Origin of the sequence: Kribbella sp. NBC_01484, assembly GCF_036227145.1 — a bacterium.
Taxonomy (GTDB): Bacteria; Actinomycetota; Actinomycetes; order Propionibacteriales; family Kribbellaceae; genus Kribbella.
In genome coordinates, this window is the sequence record NZ_CP109437.1 from 7937043 (window position 1) to 7962536 (window position 25494).

The 25494-nt window shown below is 69.4% G+C and carries 26 protein-coding genes; 13 read left to right on the plus strand and 13 right to left on the minus strand.

What is annotated here, in order from left to right:
* Positions 1-8 precede the first annotated feature (8 nt).
* Entirely contained in the window at positions 9-1586 is a 1578-nt protein-coding gene (locus tag OG555_RS38375; RefSeq protein WP_329478292.1) for an MFS transporter, read from the minus strand.
* Between the two features lie 89 nt (positions 1587-1675).
* Between OG555_RS38375 and OG555_RS38380 the strand changes: the two genes are divergently transcribed.
* The 5 genes from OG555_RS38380 to OG555_RS38400 all read left to right on the plus strand — a co-directional run bounded on the left by OG555_RS38380 (position 1676) and on the right by OG555_RS38400 (position 6212).
* The gene (locus tag OG555_RS38380; protein ID WP_329478294.1) at positions 1676-1981 is read left to right on the plus strand and encodes a GNAT family N-acetyltransferase; all 306 of its coding nucleotides are present in this window, start codon (positions 1676-1678) and stop codon (positions 1979-1981) included.
* Positions 1978-2508: a YbaK/EbsC family protein gene (locus tag OG555_RS38385; RefSeq protein WP_329478296.1), complete on the plus strand. Its 531-nt coding sequence runs from the start codon at positions 1978-1980 to the stop codon at positions 2506-2508. Before OG555_RS38380 ends, OG555_RS38385 begins: the two co-directional genes overlap by 4 nt.
* A 22-nt stretch (positions 2509-2530) precedes the next feature.
* Positions 2531-4087 (plus strand): LuxR C-terminal-related transcriptional regulator, encoded by a 1557-nt coding sequence (locus OG555_RS38390; RefSeq protein WP_329478299.1) that lies wholly within the window; start codon positions 2531-2533, stop codon positions 4085-4087.
* A gap of 78 nt (positions 4088-4165) precedes the next feature.
* Entirely contained in the window at positions 4166-5263 is a 1098-nt protein-coding gene (locus tag OG555_RS38395) for a flavin-containing monooxygenase (RefSeq protein ID WP_329478302.1), read from the plus strand.
* A 124-nt stretch (positions 5264-5387) separates the two neighbouring features.
* Positions 5388-6212 (plus strand): helix-turn-helix domain-containing protein, encoded by an 825-nt coding sequence (locus OG555_RS38400; RefSeq protein WP_329484928.1) that lies wholly within the window; start codon positions 5388-5390, stop codon positions 6210-6212.
* Here the strand turns inward: OG555_RS38400 and OG555_RS38405 are convergent, their stop codons facing one another.
* Together OG555_RS38405 and OG555_RS38410 are read right to left on the minus strand one after the other, a co-directional pair.
* A complete protein-coding gene (locus tag OG555_RS38405) occupies positions 6213-6644 on the minus strand; it encodes an organic hydroperoxide resistance protein (RefSeq protein ID WP_329478304.1) in 432 nt (143 codons plus the stop codon).
* Between the two features lie 18 nt (positions 6645-6662).
* Positions 6663-7616 carry a quinone oxidoreductase family protein gene (locus OG555_RS38410; RefSeq protein WP_329478306.1) on the minus strand — a complete coding sequence of 318 codons (954 nt, stop codon included), beginning with the start codon at positions 7614-7616 and terminating at the stop codon, positions 6663-6665.
* A gap of 50 nt (positions 7617-7666) precedes the next feature.
* On the opposite strand from OG555_RS38410, the gene OG555_RS38415 reads away from it, so the two are divergent.
* On the plus strand, positions 7667-8317 hold the full coding sequence (locus tag OG555_RS38415) for a TetR/AcrR family transcriptional regulator (RefSeq protein WP_329478308.1): 651 nt from the start codon (positions 7667-7669) through the stop codon (positions 8315-8317).
* Here the strand turns inward: OG555_RS38415 and OG555_RS38420 are convergent.
* From OG555_RS38420 to OG555_RS38435, 4 genes are all read right to left on the minus strand, one after another.
* On the minus strand, positions 8301-9047 hold the full coding sequence (locus OG555_RS38420; RefSeq protein WP_329478310.1) for a sulfite exporter TauE/SafE family protein: 747 nt from the start codon (positions 9045-9047) through the stop codon (positions 8301-8303). The two genes, OG555_RS38415 and OG555_RS38420, sit on opposite strands and share 17 nt — an antisense overlap.
* A 172-nt stretch (positions 9048-9219) precedes the next feature.
* Positions 9220-10386 carry an SPFH domain-containing protein gene (locus OG555_RS38425; protein ID WP_329478312.1) on the minus strand — a complete coding sequence of 389 codons (1167 nt, stop codon included), beginning with the start codon at positions 10384-10386 and terminating at the stop codon, positions 9220-9222.
* Positions 10387-10650: 264 nt separating this feature from the next.
* Positions 10651-11190, minus strand: a complete 540-nt coding sequence (locus OG555_RS38430) for an NfeD family protein (RefSeq protein ID WP_329478315.1) — start codon at positions 11188-11190, stop codon at positions 10651-10653.
* A 72-nt stretch (positions 11191-11262) separates the two neighbouring features.
* Positions 11263-12045: an ABC transporter ATP-binding protein gene (locus tag OG555_RS38435; protein ID WP_329478317.1), complete on the minus strand. Its 783-nt coding sequence runs from the start codon at positions 12043-12045 to the stop codon at positions 11263-11265.
* A gap of 87 nt (positions 12046-12132) precedes the next feature.
* On the opposite strand from OG555_RS38435, the gene OG555_RS38440 reads away from it, so the two are divergent.
* The 5 genes from OG555_RS38440 (at position 12133) to cphA (ending at position 19114) form a co-directional block, all read left to right on the plus strand.
* Positions 12133-12867: a hypothetical protein gene (locus OG555_RS38440; RefSeq protein ID WP_329478319.1), complete on the plus strand. Its 735-nt coding sequence runs from the start codon at positions 12133-12135 to the stop codon at positions 12865-12867.
* Between the two features lie 53 nt (positions 12868-12920).
* Positions 12921-14138 (plus strand): phosphoserine phosphatase SerB, encoded by a 1218-nt coding sequence (serB, locus tag OG555_RS38445; RefSeq protein ID WP_329478321.1) that lies wholly within the window; start codon positions 12921-12923, stop codon positions 14136-14138.
* Between the two features lie 57 nt (positions 14139-14195).
* A complete protein-coding gene (locus tag OG555_RS38450; protein ID WP_329478322.1) occupies positions 14196-15089 on the plus strand; it encodes a GNAT family N-acetyltransferase in 894 nt (297 codons plus the stop codon).
* A 159-nt stretch (positions 15090-15248) separates the two neighbouring features.
* Positions 15249-16313 (plus strand): cyanophycinase, encoded by a 1065-nt coding sequence (locus tag OG555_RS38455; protein WP_329478325.1) that lies wholly within the window; start codon positions 15249-15251, stop codon positions 16311-16313.
* Positions 16313-19114, plus strand: coding sequence for a cyanophycin synthetase (gene cphA, locus OG555_RS38460; RefSeq protein WP_329478327.1), 2802 nt, complete (start codon positions 16313-16315; stop codon positions 19112-19114). The genes OG555_RS38455 and cphA overlap by 1 nt, the downstream gene beginning before the upstream one ends.
* 13 nt (positions 19115-19127) lie before the next feature.
* On the opposite strand, the gene OG555_RS38465 is transcribed toward cphA, so the two are convergent.
* From OG555_RS38465 to OG555_RS38485, 5 genes are all read right to left on the minus strand, one after another.
* Positions 19128-19979: a hypothetical protein gene (locus tag OG555_RS38465; RefSeq protein ID WP_329478330.1), complete on the minus strand. Its 852-nt coding sequence runs from the start codon at positions 19977-19979 to the stop codon at positions 19128-19130.
* A 37-nt stretch (positions 19980-20016) separates the two neighbouring features.
* Positions 20017-21702: a Mur ligase family protein gene (locus tag OG555_RS38470; protein WP_329478332.1), complete on the minus strand. Its 1686-nt coding sequence runs from the start codon at positions 21700-21702 to the stop codon at positions 20017-20019.
* Positions 21703-21705: 3 nt separating this feature from the next.
* Complete coding sequence (gene fabI / locus OG555_RS38475) at positions 21706-22476, minus strand: enoyl-ACP reductase FabI (RefSeq protein WP_329478334.1); 771 nt, start codon at positions 22474-22476, stop codon at positions 21706-21708.
* Between the two features lie 29 nt (positions 22477-22505).
* The gene (fabG, locus tag OG555_RS38480; protein WP_328521371.1) at positions 22506-23210 is read right to left on the minus strand and encodes a 3-oxoacyl-[acyl-carrier-protein] reductase; all 705 of its coding nucleotides are present in this window, start codon (positions 23208-23210) and stop codon (positions 22506-22508) included.
* 106 nt (positions 23211-23316) lie between these two features.
* Complete coding sequence (locus OG555_RS38485) at positions 23317-23529, minus strand: dodecin (RefSeq protein ID WP_328521372.1); 213 nt, start codon at positions 23527-23529, stop codon at positions 23317-23319.
* Between the two features lie 74 nt (positions 23530-23603).
* Between OG555_RS38485 and OG555_RS38490 the strand changes: the two genes are divergently transcribed.
* Positions 23604-23963 (plus strand): DUF3099 domain-containing protein, encoded by a 360-nt coding sequence (locus OG555_RS38490; RefSeq protein WP_329478336.1) that lies wholly within the window; start codon positions 23604-23606, stop codon positions 23961-23963.
* A 202-nt stretch (positions 23964-24165) separates the two neighbouring features.
* Positions 24166-24369: a hypothetical protein gene (locus OG555_RS38495; protein ID WP_329478339.1), complete on the plus strand. Its 204-nt coding sequence runs from the start codon at positions 24166-24168 to the stop codon at positions 24367-24369.
* A 47-nt stretch (positions 24370-24416) separates the two neighbouring features.
* On the opposite strand, the gene moaA is transcribed toward OG555_RS38495, so the two are convergent.
* On the minus strand, positions 24417-25436 hold the full coding sequence (gene moaA / locus OG555_RS38500; protein WP_329478341.1) for a GTP 3',8-cyclase MoaA: 1020 nt from the start codon (positions 25434-25436) through the stop codon (positions 24417-24419).
* Positions 25437-25494 lie beyond the last annotated feature (58 nt).

Below are 25494 nucleotides of genomic sequence, written 5' to 3' on the forward strand. Positions count from 1 at the left end.
CAGTGATCTTAGGGTTCGCGGGTACGACGGCCCTGCTCCGCCTCCGGCTTGACCGGAGTGATGCGGCGGCCCTGGACGTCGGTGCTCGGCAGTCTCGGCCGGGCGCCCTGGGCCCTGGTCCCACCGGTGTCGCGGGCCGACAGCGGCTTGGCGACGTTCTCCAGGGACTGGCCTTCCGCGTCCACGCCGAAGATCCAGGCGATGACGCCGCCGGCCAGCATGACGACGGCGCCGATGATGTAACCGACGGTCAGCGGGCCCCTGGCCGGGTTGTCGCCCGAACCGATCAGCGAGGCGAACAGGAACGGCGCGATCACACCACCGGCCAGCTGCGAGATCGCGAAGAAGAACGAGATCGCCTGCCCGCGCAGCTCGATCGGGAAGATCTCACTCACCGTCAGGTACGCCGACGACGCGCCGGCCGAGGCGAAGAAGAACACCACGCACCACAACCCGGTCAGCGTCGCGGCGTTCAGCGCACCGGAGTTGAACAGCAGCGCGGTGATGAAGAGCACCACGGCCGCGACCGAGTACGTGCCGAGGATCATCTTCCGCCGGCCGATGGTGTCGAAGAAATGGCCGAGCAGCAGCGGTCCGGCCAGGTTGCCGATCGCGAACGGGAAGAAGTACAGCGCGATGCTGGAGTCGTTCAGCCCGAAGTACGACTTCAGCACGAGCGCGTAGGTGAAGAAGATCGCGTTGTAGAGGAACGCCTGGGTGACCATCATCGAGAAGCCGAGGAAGGACCGGCGACGGTAGTCGCGCAGCATCACGCGGGCGATCTCGCGGTACGTCACCGGCGGGTAGTCGACCAGGTTGATCGCCTCGTCGTCGGTCACCTCCCGCAGCTCGCCGCCCTGGCGCCGGACCCTCGCCTCGATGTCGTCGACGGTGCGCTCGGCCTCCTCGACCCGGCCGTGGGTCATCAGCCAGCGCGGGCTCTCCGGGATGTGCCGGCGCAGGTAGATGATCATCAGGCCCATCACCGGGCCGATCAGGAAGCACAGCCGCCAGCCCCACTCGATCGGGACGATGTCGGTGTTCAGGAACACCAGGCCGACCGCGGAGCCGATCAGCGCGCCGGCCCAGTAGGTGCCGTTCACACCGATGTCGACCCGGCCGCGGTAGCGCGACGGGATCAGTTCGTCGATCGCCGAGTTGATAGCGGCGTACTCACCGCCGATGCCCATGCCCGCGATGAAGCGGAAGGTCAGCAGCGACAAGAGGTTCCACGACAGGCCGGCCAGCCCGGAGGCGACCAGGTAGACCATCAGCGTGATGATGAACAGGCTGCGCCGGCCCCACTTGTCGGTGAGCCGGCCGAAGACCAGCGCGCCGACCACCTCGCCGGCCAGGTAGATCGAGGCCATCAGGCCGACCTCGGCCGTGGTCAGGTGCAGGGTCTGCGGCTCCTTGAGCACGTTGCCGACCAGCGAGACCAGCTGGATCTCCAGGCCGTCCAGGATCCAGGAGACGCCCAGACCGACGACGATCATCCAGTGGAACCGGGTCCAGGGCAGCCGGTCCATCCGGGCCGGCACAAGACTCGGTATCGCTCGGCCTTCTTCCAACGCGTGCTCGCTCATCCCTGCTCCTTCCGCGGCTCGGTCCTTCGACCCCGTACCCCGGGAGTCACGAATCTCAAACCCACAGTGAGACTGGCTAGAGTTGCGGCATGGAGAACGAGATCAAGGTGGTCGACACCAAGGAGCGCAGCCGGTACGAGGCGCTGGACGCCGACGGCAGCCTGATGGGCTTCGTCGACTACCGGCTGCACCCGGGTGTGATCAGCTTCCTGCACGCCGAGACCCTGCCCGACTTCCGCGGCCGGGGCGTGGCCGGCCGGATCGCGACGAAGTCGCTGGACGACGCCCGCGCCCTCGGCCTGCGGGTCAAACCGGCCTGCCCGTTCTACCAGGACTATCTCGAGCAGCACCCCGAGTACGCCGACCTGGTCAAGCGCCCAGGTGAGGAGTCGTGACCGCGCCAGTGCTGGGCAAGGTCGAGTGGCAGCCGACTGCCGACGTACCGGGGTTGCTCGCGGCACCAGTGCGTGCGGCGCTCGGTGAGATTCCGGCGTACGCCGCCGCGATCGACCCCGGTCTGGCCGACACCGCCGCCTTCTGCGCGGAGTACGACGTACCGATGGCCGCGTCGGCGAACTGCGTGATCGTGCTCGGCAAGCGGGCCGGTGAGGCGACGTACGCCGCCGTCCTGGTGCTGGCCACCGACCGGGCCGACGTGAACGGAGTGATCCGCAAGCACCTCGGGGTGCGGAAGATCTCCTTCGCCGCGCAGGACGACGCGGTCGCGTCGACCAGCATGGAGTACGGCGGAATCACGCCGATCGGACTGCCCCCGGACTGGCCGGTCCTGGTGGACGAGGCGGTCGCGCAGGCCGGGCCGGTGGTGATCGGCAGCGGCATCCGCGGCTCCAAGCTGCTGCTCGACGGCGCCGAGCTGGCGAAGTTGCCAACGGCAACCGTGCTGGACCTGGCCCAGCACTGATGGTGGACCGGGGCGGGGTGCGATGGAGCAGTACGACTGGCCCGCGGAGTACGCGGAGCTGACCGCCGCCGACCAGCGCGGTCAGCTCCCGCCGGAGGACCTGGACCGGCTGGCCGTTGCCGCCTTCGTCCTCGGTCACGACGACGAGGTCGCGGGATACCGCGAGCGGGCCCACGCGGAGCACCTCGCGCGCGGGGACGTGCTGCGGGCGGTCCGGAGCGCCTTCTGGCTCGGGTTCCATCTGCAGCAGCACGGCGAGCTGGCCCGGGCGGCCGGCTGGCGGGCCCGGATCGGGCGCCTGGTCCCCGACGACAACAGCGAACTGTCCGGCCTGCTCCTGATGGCCGATGCCGCCCTGCTGATGAACAGCGGCGACCCGGCCGCCGGACTCGCCCTGTTCGACCGATGCATCCCCCTGGCCGTGGATCCGAACACGATTGCCCTGGGCACCCTCGGGCGCGGCAACTGCCTGGGGATGCTGGGCCGCCATGCCGAAGCCCTCACCGCGCTCGACGAGGCGATGGTGACCGTCACCGGCAGCGGCGTCGGGCCCGAGGTCGCCGGCATGGCCTACTGCTCGGTGATCGACGTCTGCCTGCGGATGTACGACGTACGCCGGGCACAGGAGTGGACACAAGCGCTCACCGGCTGGTGCGACGAGCAGTCCGGCCTGGTTCCCTATCGCGGAGTGTGTCTCGTGCATCGTGCGCAGATCCTGCAGTTGCGTGGCGCGTGGTCCGAAGCGGCAGGGGCTGCGGAGGACGCATGTCGCCGGCTGTCTCCTGGTGCGGTCGGAACCGCGTGGTACCGGCTGGCCGAAGTGGAACGTCATCGCGGTCGCTACGCGGCGGCGGAATGTGCCTACCAAGCGGCGGGCAGCGATGGCGCTGAAGTGCAGCCCGGACTGTCCCGCTTGCGAGCCGCGCAGGGTAACCACGGCGCGGCGATCGCGGGGCTCGAACGCGCCTTGGCGGAGGATCCACTCTCGCAGAACCGTCCGGTGCTGCTAGCGGCCAGAGTCGAGGTGGCGATCGAGTGTGGCGACCGCGAGACCGCCCGGACGGCGGCTTCCGAGCTGGGTGAGTTCGCCCGCGCGGATTCGCCGTACCTCCAGGCCTTGGCGGCGTACTCGGAGGGCGCGGCACGGATCGCGTGCGGCGACCCGCGCGGCGCGATCCCAGCCCTGCGGCGGGCGTGGTCGCTGTGGCAGCAACTCGAGATGCCGTACGAAGGTGCGCGCACCCGGCTCCTGGTCGGGCGGGCCTGCCGCGCGCTCGGTGACGTCGACGCCGAGCAGATGGAGATCGACAGCGCGCGGGCGGTGTTCGAGCGACTCGGTGCGGTGGCCGACCTGGCCGCGCTCGACCAGTCGGATCGGACCGGTGGGCTCAGCCCGCGCGAGCTCGAGGTGCTGCGGTTGCTAGCCACCGGCGCTACGAATCGGGCGGTCGCCGACCAGCTGTTCCTCAGTGAGCGGACTGTCGCCCGTCACGTCAGCAACATCTTCGGCAAGCTCGGTGTCGCCAGCCGGGCCGCTGCGACGGCGTACGCGTATGAGCACGGCCTGGTGGCTGGGTAGAAATGACCACGCCACTCGGCGCGGAGATGGCGTGGTCGGTCGATGTGGTGGCAGGGTCCGGAGTCCTACGGTGCTGTCATGAACAGTGTCGGGACTGTGGTGATCGGAGCCGGACAGGCCGGCCTGGTGATGGGCTACTACCTGCGCCAGGCGGGCGAGGATTTCGTCGTACTCGATGCCGATGAGCGAGTCGGTGACTGCTGGCGTAAGCGGTACGACTCGCTGCGGCTGTTCAGCCGGCCACGCTACGCCGGCCTGCCCGGGCTCCGGATCGGCACGCGGGACTGTCCGACGCGCGACGAGATGGCCGACTATCTGGAGCGGTACGCCGTTCACCACGAGCTGCCGGTCCGGACCGGCGTACGGGTGACGCGGCTGTCCCGCGACGATCAGGGCTTCGTGATCGAGACCAGTGGCGGCACCTGGCACGCCGATCAGGTCGTCGTCGCGGCCGGCATGCACACGAAGGAACGACGGCCGTCGTTCGCGGGCGAGCTCGATCCCGCGATCCGGCAGCTGCACTCGCTGGAGTACCGGAACCCGGAGCAGCTCGCGGACGGGACGGTGCTCGTGGTCGGCGCTGCCAACTCCGGGACCGACATCGCCCTCGAGGCGGTGAAGACTCATCGCACCCTGCTCGCCGGTCGCCACCCGGGTCAGGTGCCGGTCGACATCGACTCGACCACCGGGCGCCTGTTCACGCCGCTGGTGATGTTCCTCTTCAAGTACGTGTTCACCCGTGCGCGGTCGGTCGGACGGAAGGCGATCACGAACGCGGAGCAGAACGGTCTCCCGCTGACCCGGAACAAGCTGGCACACCTCGATGCGGCCGGCATCACCCGGCTCGGCCGGATCGCGGGCGTCCGTGACGGCTTGCCGGTGACGGCGGACGGCGACGTACTCGAGGACGTCACAACCGTGGTGTGGTGCACCGGTTCCGTTCCGGACCACAGCTGGATCAACCTGCCGGTGCGCTCCGACGACGGCCGGCCGCGGCACGTGCGCGGGGTTTCGCCGGACGAGCCGGGGCTGCTGTTCCTCGGGCTGGACTTCCAGTACGCGATCGCGTCATCGACCATCCAGGGCGTCGATCGGGACGCCCGCTACCTGGTCCGGCGGATCCGCGATCTCGCTCGGCGGAGCGCCGACCGGCCGGTTGCCGTGGACAGGCGGTAGCATCGCGGGCTGAAATGGGTGAGTGGACGGGTGCGGCGTTTCTACCGGCCCCGAGCGAAGCGAGGGTGCGGGTGAACTCTTGACGGTGAGTGGTGGCGACGGCGGTCCGACCGCGCTCAGGATCATGCTCGGCGGACAGCTGCGGCGGATGCGCGAGCAGGCCGGGATCAGTCGCGCCGACGCGGGCTGGCAGATCCGCGCCTCCGAGTCCAAGGTGAGCCGGATGGAGCTCGGCCGGGTCGGGTTCAAGGAACGCGATGTCAGCGACCTGCTCGAGCTCTACGGGATGGCCGACGACGAGGAACGCTACCGGCTGATGGAGCTGGCCCGGGCCGCGAACAACCCGGGCTGGTGGTCCCGGTACGGCGACGTGATGCCGAGCTGGTTCACCAACTACGTCGGCCTCGAGGTCGCGGCGACGCTGATCCGGACCTACGAGGTGATGTTCGTCCCCGGCCTGCTGCAGACCGAGGAGTACGCGCGGGCCGTCGTCCAGCTCGGCAAGTCGTACCTGCCGAGTGCCGAGGTCGATCAGCGGGTCGCGCTGCGGGTGACCCGGCAGCAGATCCTGACCCGGCCGAACCCGGCCCGCCTGTGGGTGGTCATCGACGAGTCGGTGCTGCATCGCCCGGTCGGTGGCGAGGACGTCCTGCGGGCCCAGATCGAGCACCTGCTCAAGTGGGCCGCGCAGCCGAACATCACGTTGCAGGTGATGCCGTTCAGCAGCATCGGGTATCCGGGCGCTGGTGGCGCGTTCAGCATCCTGCGGTTCCCCGAGGGCGACCTGCCGGACGTCGTCTACATCGAGCACGCGGCGAGTGCGCTGTACCTGGACAAGCTGGACGAGGTCGACGAGTACGTCGCGATCATGGAGGGGCTCACGATCGCGGCCGCACCCGTCTCGGCGACCGAGGGCCTGCTCAAAGAGGCCCTGGCGCGGATGGACTGATCACTCGACCTCGAGGTCGACCTTGATGTTGCCGCGGGTGGCGTTGGAGTACGGGCAGACCTCGTGGGCCTTGGCGACGAGCTCCTCGGCGACCGCACGCTCGACGCCGGGCAGGCTGACCACCAGCGCGACCTCCAGGCCGTAGCCGGCGCCGCCGTTGATCGGGCCGATGCCCACCTCGGCGGTGACGGTCGAGCCGTCGGCGTCCTGGCGGGCCTTCCGGGCGACCAGCTTCAGCGCGCTGTGGAAGCAGGCCGCGTAGCCGGCCGCGAACAGCTGCTCCGGGTTGGTGCCCTGACCGTTGCCGCCCATCTCGACCGGCGGCGCGACGGTGACGTCGAGCTTCCCGTCGTTCGTCGCGACCTTGCCGTCGCGGCCGCCGTGGGCGGTGGCGTGAGCGGTGTACAGAACCTTCTCTACTGCGATCGTCATGTGTTGGTTCTCCAGCTTTCAGTGGGAGGGGTCGAGCACGAGCTTGCCGACCGTGCGGCGAGCTCGCAGGTCCTGGTGGGCGGTGGCGATGTCGGACAGCGCGTACTCGCCGCCGATGATCGGGCGCAGCTTGCCGGCCGCGGTCAGATCGAACAGTTCGGCCAGCGGGTCGCCCAGCGACGCGGGGTTGGCGAAGCAGTCGGCCAGCCAGAAGCCGGCGATCGTCTTCGAGCCCTTCATCAACCGGCTCGGGTCGATCGGCGCGGCGGACTCACGGGACGCGGCGCCGAAGGTGACCAGCCGGCCGAACCGGGCCAGCGCCGCGAACGACTCGTCGAACGTCCAGCCACCGACCATCTCCAGCACGATGTCGACATGCTTGCCGCCGTTCGCCTCGATGATGCGGTCCTTCAGGCCGTCCGGCGTACCGTCGATCGCGGCGTCGGCGCCGAGCTCGAGCACCTGCTTGCGCTTCTCGTCCGACGACGCGGTCGCGATCACGCGGCCGGCGCCCCACAACTTGGCGAGCTGTACGGCGAGCGAGCCGACCCCGCCGGCACCCGCGTGCACCAGGACGGACTCACCGGGCTGGAGATGCGTGGAGGTCTTGAGCAGGTGCCAGGCCGTGGTGCCCTGCAGCACGAGGGCGAGCGCCTGACCGTCGGTGACACCTTCGGGGACGTCCCAGACGTACGGCGCGTGCGCGACAGCCTTCTCGGCGTACCCACCGGATCCGACCAGGGCGACCACGCGGCGGCCGTCCTCGGTGTGACCGACGACCTCACCACCCGGGATCAGCGGGAGCTCCGTCTTCGAGAGGTAGCTGTTCTCGACCTGATGCGTGTCGGCGTAGTTGATGCCGGCGCGATCGACAGTGATCAGGACCTGGCCGTCACCGGCGACCGGCTCCGCGACGTCGCTGACCTTCAGGACCTCGGGTCCGCCGAACTCGGTGATCTGAATAGCTCGCATACACCGTACTATACACTGTACGTTAAGAGCGTCGAAGGGAGATGGGTCACATGGCGCGGACACCGCGCAACACGCTCAGCGCCGACCTGATCGTGCGCACCGCGCTCGAGCTGATGGAGGGCAAAGGCACGGACGCGCTCAGCCTTCGCGGCGTCGCCGCGGAGCTCGGGGTGGGCCCGATGGCGCTCTACACCTACTTCCGCAACAAGGACGATCTGTACGACGCCGTGCGTGATCACCTGATGGGGCTGCTGCCCGCCGTACCGCGGGATGCGCCGTGGCCCGACCAGGTCCGCGCGGTCTGCCGGTCGCTGCGGCTGCTGATGCTGCAGCATCCTTGCCTTGCGCAACTACTTGCGGGGCGGCCGTTGAGCGGGCACGAGACCGCCCGGGTGGCCGAGGGGCTGCTCGGCGTACTGCGCGCCGCCGGGTTCGACCCGCAGACGGCGGCGCGGACGCACACCACGCTGTTCACCTATGTGCTCGGGGCAACGTCCTGGGAGATCCAGATGGCCGCCGAGCGCCATGACCCGGACAGTTGGCGGCGGCTGCGGACGACGATGGAGTCGCTGTCGGCGCGGGAGTTCCCGTCGGTGGTCGAGCTCGCGCCGGAGCTGGCGCGGACGACCGGTGGCGACGAGCAGTTCGATTACGGGCTGGATCTGCTGCTGGCCGGGTTACAGGTCAGAAGACCAGCGTGACGATGGCGAGGATGCCGATGCAGACGATCAGTGCGCGCAACGCGATCGGCGGCAGCCGGCGGCCGTAGCGGGCACCGACGAAGCCGCCGATGGTCGAGCCGACCGCGATCAGCCCGGCGGCCAGCCAGTCGACATCCCCGACGATGATGAACAGGATCGCGGCCACCGAGTTCACGACCGTGGCTAGGACGTTCTTCAGGCCGTTCATCCGCTGCAGGTTCGGGTCCAGGCCGAGGCCGAGGATCGCCATCAGCAGGACGCCTTGCGCGGCACCGAAGTACCCGCCGTAGACGCCGGTCGCGAACACCGCCGGGATCACCCACCAGGCACCCCGGTGCACGTGCGTCGGCACGCTGATCCACCGTGAGAGCAAAGGCTGGAACGCGACCAGCAGGCAGCCGAGCAGGATCAGGACCGGTACGACGGCGTGGAACGCGGAGTCGGGCAGGGTCAGCAACAGCACCGCGCCGAGAATGCCGCCGAGCAGGGAGGCCGGGATCAGCCGGATCATGCGGCCGCGTTGCCCCTGGAGTTCGCGCCGGTAGCCGATCGCGCCGGCGGCCGTGCCCGGAGCGAGGCCGATGGTGTTGCTGACGTTCGCCAGCACCGGTGGGATGCCGACGGCAAGCAACGCGGGGAAGGTCAGCAGCGTGCCCGATCCCACCACGGCGTTGATCGTGCCTGCGCCCATCCCCGCCACGAAGACGAACAGCGCCTCGAACCATGTCATCGCTGCCCGACTTTACGCACCTGACCGCACCGCCCGCTCACCAGTCCGTCCGTTGAACAAACAAGCTTCGATCGTTACACCCCCGACCGGCCTCCGGCCGGAAGGTGGCGACAGCAGAACGCCTTCCCAGGATGGGCCTGGGAAGGCGTTCTGTTGTCGAGCTGTCTGCCGGTCAGCGTTGCGGGGGCTCGGCGGCCGGGGGCTCCTGGGTGGGCGTGACCGACTGCGGGGGGACGGACGGAGTGACCGGGATCTGGCCGCGGTTGCCGACGGCGGCGTTCTCGGCGGCGGCAATCGCCTCGCGGACCGCGTTGTCGGCCTCGGCCACCGCCGCGGCCGGCGCACCGGTCGTCGCCCCGGTGCTGTCCAGCTCCGGCACCTCGCCGTTGGAGAGCTCCGGCGCCTGCCACGTGCCCTCGGCCTTCGCCGGGATGCCGGCCACCTGGCCGACCGCACTGCCCAGACCCTTGAGCGCGTCGCCGATCTCGCTCGGCACGATCCACAGCTTGTTCGCGTCGCCCTGAGCGATCGACGGCAGCATCTGCAGGTACTGGTACGCGAGCAGACCCTGGTCCGGCTTGCCGGCGTGGATCGCGTTGAAGACCGTGGTGATGGCCTGCGCCTCACCCTGCGCCTTCAGGATCCGCGCCTGCCGCTCGGCCTCGGCTCGCAGGATCCGGGACTGCTTGTCACCTTCGGCGGTGAGGATCGCGGACTGCTTCTGGCCCTCGGCGGACAGGACCGCGGACTGCCGCATACCTTCCGCGGTGAGGATCGCGGCGCGCTTGTCCCGGTCGGCGCGCATCTGCTTCTCCATCGAGTCCTGGATCGACGGCGGCGGGTCGATCGAGCGCAGCTCGACCCGGTTGACCCGGATGCCCCACTTTCCGGTCGCCTCGTCCAGCACGTAACGGAGCTTCTCGTTGATCTCCTCACGGCTGGTCAGCGTCTGCTCCAGGTCCATGCCACCGATGATGTTTCGCAGCGTGGTCATGGTCAGCTGCTCGATCGCCTGGATGTAGTTGGAGATCTCGTACGTCGCCCGGACCGGATCGTTCACCTGGAAGTAGATGACCGAGTCGATCGACACCATCAGGTTGTCCTCGGTGATGACGCCCTGGGGCGGGAACGCGACGACCTGCTCGCGCATGTCGATGGTGTAGCGGACCTTGTCGACGTACGGCGTCAACAGGTTCAGGCCCGGCTGCAGACCGGTCCTGAACTTGCCGAACCGTTCGACGATCCCGACGGTCTGCTGCTGCACCACCCGGACGGACTTAACCAGTGTGACGATCACCAGCAAGGCGACCAATGCCAACACTATGAGGAACGCGGTCACTTGACCCTCCACTCGAACGAACCCTCAGGACGGACAGTCTTTCCTATCGACGGTCCACCTGGCGTCCCGGTTCCCGGCGCGTCGGCTGCCTGATCGTGCAGGTACTCTGCCGTCCCTCAATTCGACAGTACTGCGCTGTGCAATTGGCCGGGCCTTCGGCGCCGGCGTGCTCATGGGGCTTTGTCTCCCGGCCTTCCCTCGTCGCTCCAGTCGCTTCGCTCCCTGCGCTCCTCAGTCCAGGCCGGGAGGCCCCATGAGCCTGGGTCAGCTCTGGGGCGGGTCGGTGGGATTCGGGTTCGGAGCCGGATTGTCGGTCGGCTCGGGGCTGTTGAGCTCATGGTGCAACGGTTCGCCGACCGGGTAAACGATCGCGGTCGGGCCGTCGATCGACATCACTTCGACCCGCGTCCCGGGCTCGATCGTCGACACCTCGTCGTACGGGCGGGCCGTCCAGAGCTCGCCGTTCAGCCGGACCGAGCCGCCGCCGTCGGGATGGATCTCCTTGACCACGGTCCCGGTGCGCCCGATCACATGGGCGGATCCGGTCTTCAGCTCGGTGCCGTTATGAAGCTTGCGGACGATCATCGGCCGGATGGCACCGAGCATCGCCGCGGCGGTGATCAACCCGACGACGATCTGCAGCCACAACAGTCCCGGCAAGAACGCCGCCACCCCGGCGGCCGCGAGCGCACCGGCGGCCAGCATCAGCAGGGTGAAGTCGAGCGAGGCCAACTCAGCCAGGCCGAGGACGGCGGCGATCATCAGCCATGCCGCCCACATGTTGTCCCGCAGCCATTCCATCATTTACCAAGCCTATCCGCGTTGGGGCCTCCAAGCAGATGTTTGGACGCGTCAGCCGGGGTGCGGGATCCCGGGTCAGAGGGCGCGGGCGGTGTAGCGGCCGTCCTCCTGCTTCAGGGAGAGGGCCAGGTCGAAGGTGTCGCTCAGGGTCTCGGCCGTCAGGGCCTGGTCCATCGGGCCGGCCGCGACGATGCGGCCCTCCTTCAGCAACAGCGCGTGGGTGAAGCCGGGTGGGATCTCCTCGACGTGGTGGGTGACCAGCACCATCGCCGGCGCACCGACCGCGGTCGCGATCGAGCTGAGCGAGCGGACCAGCTGCTCCCGTCCGGTCAGGTCGAGGCCGGCCGCGGGCTCGTCCATCAGCATCAGTTCGGGGTCGGTCATCAGGGCGCGGGCGATCTGGACCCGCTTCCGCTCCCCCTCGGACAGCGTGCCGAAGGTGCGGTCGGCGAGGTGCGCGATGCCGAGTTCGGCCAGCAACTCCTTGGCCCGCTGGTGGTCCAGTTCGTCGTACTCCTCGCGCCAGCGGCCGAGTACGGCGTACGACGCGGAGACCACGACATCCGAGACACGCTCGCTCCTGGGCAACCGGTCGGCCAATGCGGCACTGGTCAGTCCGATGCGGGGCCGCAGCTCGAAGACATCGACGGCACCGAGTACTTCACCGAGCAGTCCGGCGACACCGGCGGTCGGATGGATCTGGGCGGCCAGGATCTGCAGCAGGGTCGTCTTGCCGGCGCCGTTCGGCCCGATCACCACCCACCGATCGGCCTCGTCGACGGTCCAGTCGATCCCGTCGAGCAGAAGCGCGCCACCGCGAACGATCGACACCCCGGCCAGCTCCACCACTGCAGTCATGCTCAAAACCTACGGGGTGCCCACGTGCGATCGTCGCGCACCCTGCCGGAGTCGTCCGGACGGACTGGTGGTGGGAGACTGTCGGGCGTGCTGACCACCTCCGCCTCGGTCCGGTTCACCGTGTGGACGAACGCGATGCTGACCGGCGCCTGCGATCCCGACACCGCCGCACAGAAGATCCTCGGCGACGACGTCGGTCATCACGTCGCGGGTCTGGCCGGGCATCCGGAGCCGGCCACCCTGCCGGTCGCGCTGAACCTGTTGCGCGCCGCAGGAGCAACCCAAGCCCACCTCGCGCTGCCCGTACCGGGTGATCCGATCGGCCTGGCCGGCCCACCCCCCTTCAACGAGGCCGCGCTCGAAACCGGCGAGGCCGTCGTACTCACGGGCGCCGACCTCGGACTGGTTCCGGCGTACGTCGGGCCGGCGGTGCAATGGTCCGTGATGCCGGCGACGAGCCCGCTGCCGGCCGATCTGGGCGAAGCGGATCGCGGTCTGCGGATGGCGTTGATCGACGCGGCCGAGTCACTGGCGACGCTCGATGTCGCGCGCTGGAAACCGGAGGTCGCGGACGCGCTGATCGACATCCGCCGGATCGGCAGCGGCCGGAACGACGATCTCGCACCCGGCTACCAGCCGCGTGCGGTGAAGGCGGCCGCCACCGCACGGCGCTGCCTGGCGATCGCCGACGCCGCACTCGAGGACGACGGCGCCGCGGTCACCGGAGCCGAGGCCGACGCGCGCCGTCGCGCCCTCCTCGACCTCGCCGCCGCGGCGCGTCGTGCTCTGGTCGCGGCCTGCGATCCGCCTGTTCATGCCTGAGACCTGGACCGGACAGCGCAACGTCGTCCGATATGGGTAGCGTTCGTGCTGCCATGACTGGACAGGGTGAGGACGAGAAGCTGGCCGCCGAGCGGCCGACCGTGCTGGTGACCTTGACCGGCACCGACCGGCCGGGGCTGACCTCCGCCGTACTGTCGACGATCGCCACCCGTGGGCTGGAGGTGATCGACGCCGAACAGGTGGTCCTGCGGGGCCGACTGGTGCTCGGGGTCCTGCTGTCCGCGCCGCGCGACTACAAGGACCTGAAGGAAGAGCTCAAGGCCCTGGCGAGCGTCCTGGACGTCGAGATCTCGGTGAAGAAGGGTCTCGGCGACAACGAGCCACGGCGCAAGGGCCGCAGCCAGGTGACGGTGATCGGGCGTCCGCTGTCCGCCGCCGGCCTCGCCGCGATCGCCGGCCGGATCGCCGACACCGGAGCGAACATCGACCGGATCAGCCGGATGGCGCGCTACCCCGTGACCGCGATGGAGTTCGCCGTCTCCGGTGCCGATCCGGACGCGCTCCGGACCGTCCTCGCGCTGGAGGGTGTCCGGCAGGGCCTCGACGTCGCCGTCCAGGACGGCGGCCTGTACCGCCGGGCCAAGCGGCTGATCGTGATGGACGTCGACTCGACGCTGATCCAGGGCGAGGTCATCGAGATGCTCGCCGGGCACGCAGGCCGGCAGGACGAGGTGGCCGCGGTCACCGAACAGGCGATGCGCGGCGAGCTCGACTTCGCCGAGTCGCTCCGGCATCGGGTCGCCCGGCTGGAAGGTCTGCCGGTGTCGGCGCTGGACGAGGTGTACGACGCGATCGAGCTGGCACCGGGGGCCCGGACGCTGGTGCGGACGCTGAAGCGGCTCGGGTACCAGTTCGCGATCGTCAGCGGCGGGTTCAGCCAGATCACCGACAAGCTGGCCGCCGAGCTCGGCATCGACTACGCCAAGGCGAACGAGCTGGAGATCGCCGACGGCAAGCTCACCGGTCGCGTCGTCGGCGAGATCGTCGACCGGGCCGGCAAGGCGAGGGCGCTCCGCCAGTTCGCCGAACGCTCCGGTACGCCGCTGACCCAGACGGTCGCGATCGGCGACGGGGCCAACGACCTCGACATGCTCGCCGTCGCCGGCCTCGGCGTCGCGTTCAACGCCAAACCCGTCGTCCGCGCGGCCGCCGACACCCACCTGAGCGTCCCCTACCTGGACACGATCCTCTACCTGCTCGGCATCAGCCGCGAGGAAGTCGACGCCGCGGACGCCGACAACCCGGCCTGATTGCAACAACGCGCAAAAACGCCGCGCATCCCGGCCGCGGTGCGGGAAGATCGAGGCATGGTGCCACCCGGATTCTCCAGTCGTCCCGCAACGGTCGACGACGCGGACGCGATCTACCAGCTCGTCGCGGCAGCCGAGATCGAGTGGCACGGGCGGGCCGAGGCGGTGCCGGATCAGGTCGTGGCGGACCTTCGGCGGCCGGAGCTGCGACTCGAGCAGGACACCCTGCTCGTCCACGCACCTGATGGTGAGCTGGCCGGCTGGGCCTGGGTGCATCTGGGCAAACGCGCCCAGATCGAGGTGCATCCGTCGTACCACGGGCTCGGGATCGGGACAGCGCTGCTCGACTGGGCCGAGCAGCGGTCGGGGGAGGCCGGCAGCGAGTGGCTGGCGCAGGCGGTCGACGACCAGGACAAGGCCGGCACCGTCCTGCTGCGATCGCGGGGGTACGACGTACTCGCCACCAACTGGTTGCTCGAGCGTCCGCTGGATCCAACGGTGCTGCGAGACCTGCCCGAATGGTTGACGCTCACGCCGTACAACGAGACGCAGGCCCGCGCTGTCCACGAGCTCATCGAGGACGCGTTCTCCGGCATCCGGTCGCGGCGGAAGTCGTACGACGAGTGGGCCCGGCTGACCGTTGAGCGGTCGAGCTTCCGGCCCAATGCCTCGACCCTCGCGTACGCCGGTGACGAGCTCGTCGGTGTCGTGATCGCCCTCGACCTGCCGGACACGAACGAGGGGTACGTCGAGCAGCTCGCCGTCCGCGCGGATCACCGGAACAAGGGGATCGCCCGGGCGATGCTCGACGACACCTGTGCCGAGTTCCACCGGCTCGGCCGCCGGACCTGCATCCTCTGGACGCACTCGGGCACCGGCGCCCTCGGCATGTACGAACACCTCGGCATGAGCGTCCGCCGCAGTACGACGGTCTACCGCACCACCATCTGATCCGGCTTCTGATCCGTTCCGCGACGAGCTGGTGACACTTCGAAGTGAGAGCGCGCTCTCATAGCCTCATCAATCCCTCAACTGGTTCATCTTCGCCCACCGACCCCCACGGCTGACCGGATTGCGGCCTCAGCCGGGGGGAGCACCTATTCTTCGGCTATGTCTGATGTGCAGGGTGGGCCTGGGGCTCTGTTTGCTATTGGCGGCGCCGAGGACAAGCTGAAGAAGCGGACGGTGCTGCAGGAGTTCGTCGAGGCGGCGGGTGGGGCGAAGGCGCGGATCGTGGTGGTGCCGACGGCGTCCGCGCTCGGGCCGGACGTGATCGACGTGTACCGCGCCCTGTTCGCCGCGCTCGGAGCCGCGAGTGTGGTCGGCGTACGCCCGGAGAATCGGGAGGACGCCGACGACCCGGCGTTCCTCGAGCCACTGGACGACGCCACCGGGATCTTCATGACCGGCGGCAACCAGCTCAAGCTCGCGGGCGTCGTCACCGGTACGGCGTTCGGCCGCGCGGTCACCGCCGCCCATCAGCGCGGTGCCGCGGTCGGCGGTACGTCGGCCGGCGCGAGCATCCTGGCCGAGCACATGATCGCGTTCGGCCGGTCCGGGGCCACCCCGCGGCAGCGGATGAGTCAGCTGGCCGGCGGCCTCGGCCTGGTCCAGGGCGCGATCGTCGACCAGCACTTCGCCCAGCGGAACCGGTACGGCCGGCTGCTGTCGCTGGTCGCCCAGTCCCCCGGCCTGCTCGGCATCGGCGTGGACGAGGACACCGCGGCCGTCGTCCGCGGCTCGCATCTCGAGGTCGTCGGCCGTGGCGCGGTGACGATCTTCGACGGAAGCCGGATCACGTCCAACGCCCACTACGCCAAGCGATCCGAGCCGATCCTGGCGTCGGGCGTCGTACTGCACGTCCTGCCCGCGACCGCGACGTTCGACCTGCAGGACCGGGTCCTGTTGTCGTACGGCCCGCAGCCGCCGGCCGCGGAGATCGCCGAGCTCGAGGCCGCCGAGGCGGACCTGCGCAAGCTGGCCAAGGAGATCGCCGCCGAGGGGGTGTCACCCAGCTACTACGAGGAGCACAAGCGGCGAGCAGGGCGTCGTACGGCGAAGACCACCAGACCGGCCGCCGCCGGGGAGTCCAGACCGGAGGCGACCGAGCCGATCACGGCCGGCGCCGAACTCAGCCACCCCGACACCCCGCAACCAGACAGTGAGCTGCATTGATGGCCGTACCAGCTGAGACCACCGGCGCCCCCGCCCCCGACCTGAAGATCATCGAGACCCGTGTCTACCGCGGGCCGAACGTTTGGAGCTACGAGCCGGCTATCCATCTTGTGGTCGACCTGGGATCGCTGGAGAGCTTCCCGTCGAACACCATCCCGGGCTTCACCGAGAAGCTCCTCGAGTACCTGCCCCGGCTCGACCAGCACCACTGCTCGCGCGGCCGTCGCGGCGGTTTCATCGAGCGGCTGCACGAAGGCACCTGGCTCGGCCACATCGCCGAGCACGTCGCGCTGCAACTCCAGCAGGAGGCCGGCCACGACATGCGCCGCGGCAAGACCCGCCAGGTCAAGGGCGTGCCCGGCCGCTACAACGTCGTCTATTCGTACGCCGACGAGGGTGTCGGACTGGCCGCCGGTGAGCTGGCGATCCGGTTCGTGAACTACCTGGTTCAGCCGACCCCGGACTTCGACTTCACCACCGAGCTGGAGAAGTTCATCAAGCAGGCCGAGCGGAGCGCGTTCGGCCCGTCGACCCAGGCGATCGTGGACGAGGCGGTCTCCCGCGACATCCCGTGGATCCGGCTGAACAAGGCCAGCCTGGTCCAGCTCGGCCAGGGTGTGCACGCCAAGCGGATCCGCGCCACGATGACGTCCGAGACCGGATCGATCGCGGTCGACGTCGCCAGCGACAAGGACCTGACCACCCGCCTGCTGGCGTCGGCCGGCCTGCCCGTGCCGCGGTCGGAATCGGTACGCACGGTCGACGAAGCAGTCATCGTCGCGGGCAAGATCGGCTACCCCGTGGTGTGCAAGCCGCTCGACGGCAACCACGGCCGTGGCGTCTGCCTGAACCTGCAGAATGCGGACGAGCTCCGGGAGGCGTTCCCGATCGCGGCAGAGCAGTCCCGGCGCGGCTCGGTGATCGTGGAGAACTTCGTCACCGGCAAGGACTACCGCTGCCTGATCATCAACGGCCGGATGGAGGCGATCGCCGAACGCGTGCCCGCGCACGTGGTCGGCGACGGCGTCCACACCGTGGCCGAGCTGGTCGACATCACCAACGCCGACCCGCGGCGCGGCGTCGGCCACGAGAAGATCCTGACCCGGATCACCGTGAACGCGGCCGCCCGGGAGCTCGTCCGCAGCCAGGGCTTCGAGCTGGACGACGTACCGCCCGAAGACGTGATGGTGAAGCTGACGCTGACCGGCAACATGTCCACCGGCGGCATCTCGATCGACCGGACCTGGGAGGCGCATCCGGAGAACGTCGAGATCGCCGAGGAGGCGGCCCGGATGATCGGGCTCGACATCGCCGGCATCGACTTCATCTGCCCGGACATCACCCAGCCGGTCCGCGAGACCGGCGGCGCGATCTGCGAGGTGAACGCTGCGCCCGGGTTCCGGATGCACACGAACCCGACGATCGGCGAACCGCAGTACATCGCCAAGCCGGTCGTCGACATGCTGTTCCCGCCGGGCGCGACCAGCCGGATCCCGATCGTCGCGGTGACCGGGACGAACGGGAAGACCACCACCGCGCGGATGATCAGCCATGTCTTCAAGGGCATCGGCCGCAAGGTCGGGATGACGTCGACCGACGGCATCGTGATCGACGAGCGGCTGGTGATCCGGCAGGACGCGTCGGGGCCGAAGTCCGCCCGGATGGTGCTGCAGAACCCGCGGGTCGACTTCGCCGTCTTCGAGGTCGCGCGGGGCGGGATCCTGCGCGAGGGGCTCGGGTACGAGCGCAACGACGTGGCGGTCGTCCTCAACATCCAGCCGGATCACCTCGGCATGCGCGGGATCGACACCCTCGAGCAGCTCGCGGACGTGAAGGCGGTGCTCGTCGAGGCGGTGCCGCGGACCGGGTACGCCGTACTGAACGCGGACGACCCGTTGGTGCGGAAGATGCGGCGGCGGTGTTCCGGCCAGGTGGTGTGGTTCAGCATGGCCGAGCCGGGCAGCGAGGTCCGCGAGTACATCGAGGGGCACTGCCGGCGGGGTGGCCGGGCGGTTGTCCTGGAGCGCTCGGATCTCGGCGACATGATCGTGGTCAAGCACGGCCGGCGGTCGATGCAGCTGGCGTGGACACACTTGCTCCCGGCAACGTTCGGTGGCCGGGCGATGATGAACGTGCAGAACGCGATGGCGGCCGCGGCCGCGGCGTTCGCGGCCGGCGCGCCGTTGCACGACATCCGGCAGGGCCTGCGGACCTTCAGTACGTCGTACTATCTGTCGCCCGGGCGGTTGAACGAGATCGACGTCGACGGGCGGACCGTGATCGTCGACTACTGCCACAACGCGCCGGCGATGCGGATGCTCGGCGACTTCGTCGACCGGCTGGGCGAGAGTCTGAGCGCGTCGTCCGAGCTCGGCCGGCCGTCGCGGATCGGGGTGATCGCGACCGCGGGTGACCGCCGCGACGACGACATCCGCGAACTGGGTGAGGTCGCCGCCGGGCACTTCGACGTCGTCATCATCCGTGAGGACGCTCGATTGCGCGGCCGCAAGCGCGGCGAGGCCGCTGCGCTGATCGAGGCCGGCGTCCGGTCCGCGATGGAGAAAGGCGCCCGCTGCCGTCAGGTCGAGACCGTCCTGGACGAACTCACCGCGGTCCGGCATGCGCTCAGCCGCTCCAATCCCGGCGACCTCGTCATCCTGTGCGTCGACCAGCATCAGACCGTGCTGACCGAACTCGAGTCCGTCTCCCACCTCGCCCAGGCCGGCGCCCGGTCCGGCGACGAAGGCGGCGACCCCGACTACCTACAGCCCGGTGACGCGCACGACGTACCAGTGGAGTGACCGGATGAGCCGGCTAGATGACCGGGTCTCGTCTCGGGAGGAGCCGGCGTCTGGGCTCCTCCTGGTCGATCCAGTCGAGGTCGTCCGAGAGTACGGCGTCGTTGGACTTGTGGGCGTACGCATCCGGCGGGGGTGGCGGCGGCGGGAGCGCGCGGAGTTTGAGGGCGACCATCGGGATCGCGAGCAGGACGGCGACGACCAGCCAGGGCCAGTACTCGCGGAGCAGTGGCTCGAAGGACTGGAAGAACGCCTCGGTGGCGGCGTCGCCGACCGCGTCCATCGGCTTGCCGCTCGAGTTGCTGATCACCTGGACCGCGTCCACGACTCCGAATGACGCCAGGTAGAGCGCCGTCAGCGGCAACCAGAAGGATGCCGATCGCCACCCGCGCCGCCAGCAGGCCGCGTACAGGAGCACAGCGAGACCGGCCGCGATGAGCAGGCCGTTCAGCTGCCAGACCCAGCGCCACTCGGTCAACTGCTCGGCGGGACGCATCGCGTACCAGGCGACCGGAAGCGCGAGCGCGAACGCCGCGACCACCGAGCTTCTGGAGCCCAGGGCACCGAAGAACGCACCGACGGCGCTTGCCACCAGCAACGTGATCACCAGCGACCGGTCCGACCAGCTGTTCCCGGTCAGCCACCACATGCCCCCGGCAACGATCAGGACCACCGGCACGGCGGCGCGCACCCGCGCGATCAGGAGCCCGGCCAGGACGCCGCCGGCGAATCCGCCCAGCACCAGCAGATCGATCCGCGGCGGCACGAACAGCGTCGTACCGCCCGGCAATCCCTTCAGGTACGTCGCGGAGAACCCGGCCACGAACCAGGCGATCACCGCGGACGGAATCGACCACAGGTAACGCATGACACCCCGTTCCCCGCCCCAACCACGGCGGACGGGGCTAGTGCTGGGCTCTCTCGACCTTGCTCTTCAAGATCTCCGGTGTGTCGACCGTAGCTCCCTGAGACCGCAACCAGGCGTCAAGACTCGCCCGATCCTGCAGAGACATCACCGCGACGACATCCCCGGGCTTCGCCTCCCCGACCAGTGCCTGCGCCGCTTCCAGCTCGGTCGGGTACGCCGGTACGTCGTCCACCCCGACCGACGCGGCGCCCTCGCGGAACACCGCCTCGAGCTCGGTCGGCGGCCGGCCCCGCAGGTACTCGGTCTTGTGGCCGATCATCACCCGGTCCGCCCCGCGTGCGCCGATGGCACCCAGCGCGGCGACCATGTCGTCGGCCCGGTCCCCCGGCGAACCGAGCGCCAGCAGCAACTGTCCGCCCTCCGGCCGGACGCCGTTCATGATCTCGAGCAGTGCCTCCAGCCCGGCCTCGTTGTGGGCGAGGTCGATCACGACGGTGAAGTCGCGCAGCGAGTACATGTTCATCCGGCCGGGGTTGTTCTCGTTCGGCGCGAACGTGCTCAGCCCTTCGATCACCGCCGCCCGCGGCAGGCCGAGCCCGAGCGCCGCCGAGGCCGCGGCCAGCGCGTTCTCGACGTTGTAGTGCGACAGCCCGGACAGCGTCATCGGTACGTCGACGACCTTCAGCAACGGCTCGGGGTCGCTGGCCTGGTCGAGCACCGTGATGAATCCGTCCAGGACGGTCGTCGCCCGGCCGCCCTCGTCCAGCACGGTCCGGATCGACGGCGAGTCGGCATCGCGCGAGAACACCCAGCACTTGGCCGGCGAACCGAGCCGCATCGCGAACGTCCGCGGGTCGTCGCCGTTCACCACGCACCAGCCGCGCGGCCGGGTGATGTGGGTGATGACCGCCTTCACCTCGGCCAACTGGTCGACTGTGTCGATGCCGCCGAGGCCGAGGTGGTCCGCGGTGACGTTCGTGACGACCGAGACGTCGTTCGAGATCACGCCGACGCCGCGGCGCAGGATGCCGCCACGGGCCGTCTCGGTGACCGCGAGCTGGATCCCCGGCTGGGACAGCACCTGACCGGCGCCACTCGGTCCGGAGTAGTCGCCGTACTTGACCAGTTCGCCGTCGAAGTAGACACCGTCGGTGCTGGACCAGCCGACGTGCAGGCCGGCCGCGCGGCCGATGTGCGCGATCATCCGCGACGTCGTGGTCTTGCCGTTCGTCCCGGTCACCGCGACCACGGGCACCTTCGGGCGCAGGGTCGGCGGCGGGTTGCCGGGTGGTTCGTTGCGGACCCGGTCGCCGACGGTCGTGATCAGGTCGGTCAGGTCGTCGGCGCCGAACGCGTCCAGCACCTCGACGATCGCCGTCCCGAGCGCCCGCGCACGGTTCTCGTGGGCCCACGGGAACGCCACGACCAGGCGCCGTACGTCGGACTCCGGGCGGACCCGGACGCCGATCCGGCCGATCCCGGCTTCGCGGGCGATCCGCCGTACGACGTGACCGGCGACACGGATCGCGAACCGCTGCCGGAACCCGGACCCGATCCGGCCGGGCCGGGTGGTGCCGAGACCGATCGCCTGTCCGTAGGCCTTCGCAGCCGGGGCCGGGGCGTCGACGAGGGCCGACACGTCGAGCGTGAGCTTGACGGCCGCACGGCTGAAGTAGAGGTTGGCACCGTCCAGGACCCGGAGCTCAACCAGCGATGTGGCCAACTCCTACGCTCCCATCGCGTGGTAGCCGCCGTCGACGTGCACGATCTCGCCGGTGGTCGCGGGGAAGAAGTCGCTCAGCAACGCGACAATGGTCCGGCCGGTGGGCTCCAGGTCGGTCGGGTCCCAGCCCAGCGGAGCGCGGTCCAGCCACGGCTCCTCGAACTTCTCGAAGCCCGGGATCGCCTTCGCGGCCAGGGTCTTCAGCGGACCGGCCGAGACCAGGTTGCAGCGGATGCCCAGGGCGCCGAGGTCGCGGGCCAGGTACCGGCTCGTCGACTCGAGCGCGGCCTTGGCCACGCCCATCCAGTCGTACCCGGGCCAGGCGACAGTGGCGTCGAAGGTCAGCCCGACGACGCTGCCGCCCCGGCTCATCAGCGGCGCACAGGTGATCGCGAGCGACTTGAGCGAGTACGCCGACACGTGCACGGCCTGGGCCACGTCGTCCCACGGGCCGTCGAGGAACTTGCCGCCGAGGATGGTCTCCGGGTTGCCGTAGGCGATCGAGTGCACAACCCCGTCGAGGCCGTCGACGTGCTCGCGGACGGCATCCGGCAGCGCGGCCAGATGGTCCGGATTCGTGACGTCGAGCTCGAGCACCGGAGGCTCGACCGGGAGGCGTTTGGCGATCCGTTTGGTGATGCTCAGCGCGCGGCCGAAGTTGGAGATGAGCACGGTGGCGCCTTGCTCCTGCGCCACTTTGGCGGTCGCGAAGCCGATCGAGGAGTCGAGCGTGACGCCCGCGACCAGGATGCGCTTGCCGTCGAGGATGCCCACCGGCGTCCCTTTCTAGAAATGGTGTGTTGTCAGTTGCCCATGCCGATGCCGCCGTCGACCGGGATCACCGCGCCGGTGATGTATCCGGCCTCCTCGGACGACAGCCAGCGGACCGCCTGCGCGATCTCCTCGGTCCGGCCGAACCGGCCGAGCGGGATCTGGCTCAGGTACTGCTTCTGGGTCTCCTCCGGCAGGACCGCGGTCATGTCGGTCTCGACGAAGCCGGGAGCGACCACGTTCGCGGTGATGCCGCGGCTGCCGAGCTCGCGGGCGATCGAGCGGGCCATCCCGATCAGACCGGACTTACTGGCGGCGTAGTTCACCTGACCGGGCGAGCCGAGCATGCCGACGACGGAGGAGATGAAGACGATCCGGCCCTTGCGCAGCCGCAGCATCCCCTTCGCCGCCCGGCGGGCGACCCGGAACGAGCCGGTGAGGTTGGTCTGTACGACGGCGTCCCAGTCGTCGTCCGACATCCGCAGCAGCAGGGTGTCGCGGGTGATGCCGGCGTTGGCCACCAGCACCTCGACCGGGCCCTGCTGCTCCTGGATCGCGTCGAACGCCGCGTCCACCTGCTCCTGGTCGGTGATGTCGCACTTGACCCCGAAGAAACCCTCCGGTGGCGGGCTGCTGTTGTACGTCACGGCGACCTGGTCACCGGCCTCGCGGAACGCGGTCGCGATCGCCAGCCCGATCCCCCGGTTGCCACCGGTCACCAACACAGACCTGCTCACAAGCCCTCCTCACTCGGCACCAGTGGAGGAACGCTATCGCCCGCCGTCCGCGCGCCCGGACGGCGGGTGCCCCCGCCCCTCCGCCGAGCGCGGCGAGGCGTGCTTTTCAGGAGTCCTCGAGGCGGAAGCCGACCTTCATGGTCACCTGGTAGTGGTCGATCTGGTTGTCGGCGACATGGCCGCGGATCTCGGTGACCTCGAACCAGTCGAGGTGCCGCAGGGTATCGCCGGCCCGGCTGATTCCGTTGGTGATCGCCTGGTTCAGGCCTTCCTTGGACGTGCCCACGATCTCGGTCACGCGGTAGGTGCGGTCGGTCATGAGACGTACCTCTCCATCCTGGCCGCGCCGGGGCGAGCGACGCGGCGTACCGTTGTCCTTGTTGAGGAGGATAGATGTCGAGACGCCGTGAGCGGACCGGCGAGACCGTCATCTCCGTGACGAGTGCGCAGCCGGGCCGGTCCAAGGATCTGGACAGCCGGATCGCGCGCTACGCATGGATGATGTCGATCCGGATCGTCTGCTTCGTGCTCGCCGTGGTCACCCCGTCGCCGTGGCGCTGGATGTTCATCGTCGCGGCCGTGTTCCTGCCCTACATCGCGGTCGTGCTGGCGAACACCCAACGGACCACCACGGTGTCCGACGCGCTGCCGTTCGTGGCGCCCGCGCGACCCGCGATCGACTCGCATCCAGCGGCCGTCACACCACCGGATCCGGCTCCCGATCCGGAGCCCGCGATCGACACCGAAAAGTGATCTGTGCCGGGACTGGAAACTTTGGCGGGATCCGTGTCAGAATCTCCCGCGTGCTCTGAAGTTCACGGATGAAATTCAGGGACTTGATGCGGCGTCGGACGGCTCCCCCCGTGGCTGTCCGACGTCGCTTCATTTCGTCCAGGCTATTGATAATTGAGTGGTCAGGAACAATTGCCCGCATGCACAGGAATGGGTGTCCCCGATGACTGACGAGGCACCCCCATCGGTCTGCTCCGCCAGGGGATGCGGGCAGCCGGCCACCTGGGCGCTGCTGTGGAACAACCCGAAGATCCACACGCCCGACCGGCGCAAGACCTGGCTGGCCTGCGACGAACACAAGGACAGCTTGTCCGACTTCCTGGCCCGCCGGTCATTCCTGCGCGAGGTCGAGCCTTTCTCCGGCTAAAGGCCCACACCCGAAAAAGCACATTTCCGGATTGGGCCGGTATGCGGTCAGCCGCCGATCGCGGACATCGGCCGGGTGGGTTGCAGGAAGCTCGGGTCGTTGATGCCGTGGCCGGGGAGTTTGTCGCGCATCGCGCGCCGCCAGCGATCGGCCAGTTCGTCGTCGTCCGCACCCGCCCGCAGCGCCGTCCGCAGGTCCGACTCGGTCCGGGCGAACAGGCAGTCGCGCACCTGACCGTCGGCGGTCAGGCGGACCCGGTCGCAGTCACCGCAGAACGGCCGCGTCACCGACGCGATGATGCCGACGGTCTGCGGCCCGCCACGCACCAGGAACGACTCCGCCGGCGCACTCCCCCGGGCCGACGGGTCGGTCGGCGTCAGACCGAACCGGTCGTCGAGCAGTTCGTGGATCTCGTCCGCGGTGACCATGGTCGCGCGGTCCCAGCCGTGCTGAGCGTCCAGTGGCATCTGCTCGATGAAGCGCAGTTCGTAGCCGCGTTCCAAGCAGTACTCGAGCAATTCGGGCGCCTCTTGGTCGTTCACGCCGCGCATCAGGACGGCGTTCACCTTCACGGGTGTCAGCCCGGCTGCGTGTGCCGCCTCGAGTCCGGCCAGCACGTCCTTGAGGCGGTCCCGCCGGGCGAGCTCGACGAAGGTGTCCGCCCGAATCGTGTCGAGGCTCACATTCACCCGGTCCAGACCGGCGTCCTTGAGGGCTTGGGCCTGCCGGGCGAGGCCGATCCCGTTCGTCGTCAGCGACACCTCGGGCCGCGGCGTCAGCTCCGTCGTACGCGCGACGATGCCGACCAGGCCGCGGCGGAGCAGGGGCTCACCACCGGTGAAGCGGATCTCGCGCACGCCCAGGCGGGTCACCGCGATCGCGACCAGGCGGACGATCTCGTCGTCGGTGAGCAGGTCGGGCTTGGCGAGCCAGTCCAGGCCTTCCTCGGGCATGCAGTAGGTACAGCGCAGATTGCAACGGTCCGTGAGCGACACGCGTAGGTCGGTGGCGAGCCGGCCGAACCGGTCCGCCAGACCCACCTGGGTCGCCTCATCCGTGGCCGTCATGCCTTCAGCCTACGTGCCGGGCGCGAGTTGTTTCAGGCGATGGCTTAAGTTCGAGATG

What these genes read in the sequence shown, in the direction of transcription:
- OG555_RS38375 (WP_329478292.1), bottom strand. Translation starts at nt 1,586, where the DNA reads ATGAGCGAGCACGCGTTGGAAGAAGGCCGAGCGATACCGAGTCTTGTG.
- OG555_RS38380 (WP_329478294.1), top strand. Translation starts at nt 1,676, where the DNA reads ATGGAGAACGAGATCAAGGTGGTCGACACCAAGGAGCGCAGCCGGTAC.
- OG555_RS38390 (WP_329478299.1), top strand. Translation starts at nt 2,531, where the DNA reads ATGGAGCAGTACGACTGGCCCGCGGAGTACGCGGAGCTGACCGCCGCC.
- OG555_RS38395 (WP_329478302.1), top strand. Translation starts at nt 4,166, where the DNA reads ATGAACAGTGTCGGGACTGTGGTGATCGGAGCCGGACAGGCCGGCCTG.
- OG555_RS38400 (WP_329484928.1), top strand. Translation starts at nt 5,388, where the DNA reads ATGCTCGGCGGACAGCTGCGGCGGATGCGCGAGCAGGCCGGGATCAGT.
- OG555_RS38405 (WP_329478304.1), bottom strand. Translation starts at nt 6,644, where the DNA reads ATGACGATCGCAGTAGAGAAGGTTCTGTACACCGCTCACGCCACCGCC.
- OG555_RS38410 (WP_329478306.1), bottom strand. Translation starts at nt 7,616, where the DNA reads ATGCGAGCTATTCAGATCACCGAGTTCGGCGGACCCGAGGTCCTGAAG.
- OG555_RS38415 (WP_329478308.1), top strand. Translation starts at nt 7,667, where the DNA reads ATGGCGCGGACACCGCGCAACACGCTCAGCGCCGACCTGATCGTGCGC.
- OG555_RS38420 (WP_329478310.1), bottom strand. Translation starts at nt 9,047, where the DNA reads ATGACATGGTTCGAGGCGCTGTTCGTCTTCGTGGCGGGGATGGGCGCA.
- OG555_RS38430 (WP_329478315.1), bottom strand. Translation starts at nt 11,190, where the DNA reads ATGATGGAATGGCTGCGGGACAACATGTGGGCGGCATGGCTGATGATC.
- OG555_RS38435 (WP_329478317.1), bottom strand. Translation starts at nt 12,045, where the DNA reads ATGACTGCAGTGGTGGAGCTGGCCGGGGTGTCGATCGTTCGCGGTGGC.
- serB (WP_329478321.1), top strand. Translation starts at nt 12,921, where the DNA reads ATGACTGGACAGGGTGAGGACGAGAAGCTGGCCGCCGAGCGGCCGACC.
- OG555_RS38450 (WP_329478322.1), top strand. Translation starts at nt 14,196, where the DNA reads ATGGTGCCACCCGGATTCTCCAGTCGTCCCGCAACGGTCGACGACGCG.
- OG555_RS38455 (WP_329478325.1), top strand. Translation starts at nt 15,249, where the DNA reads ATGTCTGATGTGCAGGGTGGGCCTGGGGCTCTGTTTGCTATTGGCGGC.
- cphA (WP_329478327.1), top strand. Translation starts at nt 16,313, where the DNA reads ATGGCCGTACCAGCTGAGACCACCGGCGCCCCCGCCCCCGACCTGAAG.
- OG555_RS38465 (WP_329478330.1), bottom strand. Translation starts at nt 19,979, where the DNA reads ATGCGTTACCTGTGGTCGATTCCGTCCGCGGTGATCGCCTGGTTCGTG.
- OG555_RS38485 (WP_328521372.1), bottom strand. Translation starts at nt 23,529, where the DNA reads ATGACCGACCGCACCTACCGCGTGACCGAGATCGTGGGCACGTCCAAG.
- OG555_RS38490 (WP_329478336.1), top strand. Translation starts at nt 23,604, where the DNA reads ATGTCGAGACGCCGTGAGCGGACCGGCGAGACCGTCATCTCCGTGACG.
- OG555_RS38495 (WP_329478339.1), top strand. Translation starts at nt 24,166, where the DNA reads ATGACTGACGAGGCACCCCCATCGGTCTGCTCCGCCAGGGGATGCGGG.
- moaA (WP_329478341.1), bottom strand. Translation starts at nt 25,436, where the DNA reads ATGACGGCCACGGATGAGGCGACCCAGGTGGGTCTGGCGGACCGGTTC.